The 1396-nt window shown below is 66.3% G+C and carries 1 protein-coding gene and 1 pseudogene; both read right to left on the reverse strand.

Annotated features, from left to right (window positions below):
• Positions 1–1092: pseudogene (locus EOA32_RS37195) on the reverse strand (methylase); the annotation flags it as partial.
• 102 nt (positions 1093–1194) lie between these two features.
• A partial coding sequence (locus tag EOA32_RS39080) for a hypothetical protein (RefSeq protein ID WP_189407713.1) occupies positions 1195–1396 on the reverse strand: 202 nt, incomplete at its 5' end.

Genomic DNA, 1396 nt, shown 5'->3' on the forward strand with positions numbered 1-1396 from the left:
CGTCTGCGTGGCGGAATTCCGCAGGATTCCGTTCGACAGGGCGCCGATCGAATCCGGAAAGCCGCCCGGTGTGCGTGGCGGCAGGTCGGAAATCCAGGAGAGCAGCGTCTCGACATCGGTAGCCTTGCCCGGCGAGGCCGCGAATGCAGACCGGTCGGACGCTGGCGTCTTGTCGATGATGGTCAGGCGGGTTTCCGCCGTCGTGCCATGGCGGGCGTAGACGCGACCATCGATCCCTGCGGTGAAAACCACCCTGCCCTGCTGCTGGAGCCGCTCGAAGGCCGGCCGCCATTTGGGGTTTTCGGGCGAGAGCCCGGTGCCGGTTATGGCGACCAGGCGGCCGCCTGCGCGCAGACGGGCAAAAGCCGAAGAGACATGCCGCCATGCTGCATCCGCGACATGTCCGTCGACATGGGCGCCCACCGTGAAGGGCGGGTTCATCAACACCACGGATGGCTCGACGGCGGCGTCGAGATGATCGTCGATATGGGCGGCGTCATGCCGAGAAACCGGAACGCGCGGGAACAACAGGCCGAGCAGATCGGCCCGTGTCGCGGCAATCTCGTTGAGCGCGAGCGACGCCCCGGCAATTTCGGCATGGACGGCCAGAAGGCCGGTGCCGGCCGAAGGTTCGAGAACGAGGTCCGAGGAGGAAATCGCGGCAGCATGAGCGGTGATGAAGGCGAGCGGCAGTGGCGTCGACAGCTGCTGCCTGGCCTGGCTCTCGTCGGAGCGCCGCGTGTGAGTGGGGAGGAGTTCTGCGATACGTTTCATCATCGCCAGCGCCGCCTGCGGCGAGGCCGACCGCGACAGGATTGCCGAGCCGAAGCGGCGCAGAAACAGGACCTGAGCGGCTTCCAGCGCCTCATAGGCGTCCTTCCAGATCCAGAAGCCTTGCGCATCGGTACCGCCGAAGCTGTCGGTCATGGTCGTGCGAAGCGCTGCTGTGGTGACAGGCTGGCCCTGCTCAAGGAAGGGAAGAAGCTGGGTTGACGCCTGATGAATCGCTTGAGCGGTGTCGGTGGTGCGGATCGCCGGCGCGGTAGGGGGAGCGACCGTCCGGGCGACGGTCGATGTGGTGACGATGTTCATGGAGATGTCCTTCGAGCGAGAGTGTCCGCCCTGCCGGCGCACCCTCTGCGCCCCGGCAAGGCCGCACTCCTCCCGGCCCCTCTCTCCCTCCGGCGACGTGAGCTACTGGATCAGGACGGTTTGGGGGCGCTCGGCTGCAGCCGCTTTGGCAATGGGACCGACGAATACTTCGCCAGAGTTCGCCACAAACAGGATGAGGATGCGATCGCCGACCGCGACGCATTCATTGATCCAGTGGCGGTCGGTATCGCGGTACTTTGCGGCGCGATCGGGCGGCACACAGGCGTCGGAGGGGGATCCTTGG

Source organism: Mesorhizobium sp. M1A.F.Ca.ET.072.01.1.1 (genome assembly GCF_004023325.1).
GTDB lineage: Bacteria > Pseudomonadota > Alphaproteobacteria > Rhizobiales > Rhizobiaceae > Mesorhizobium.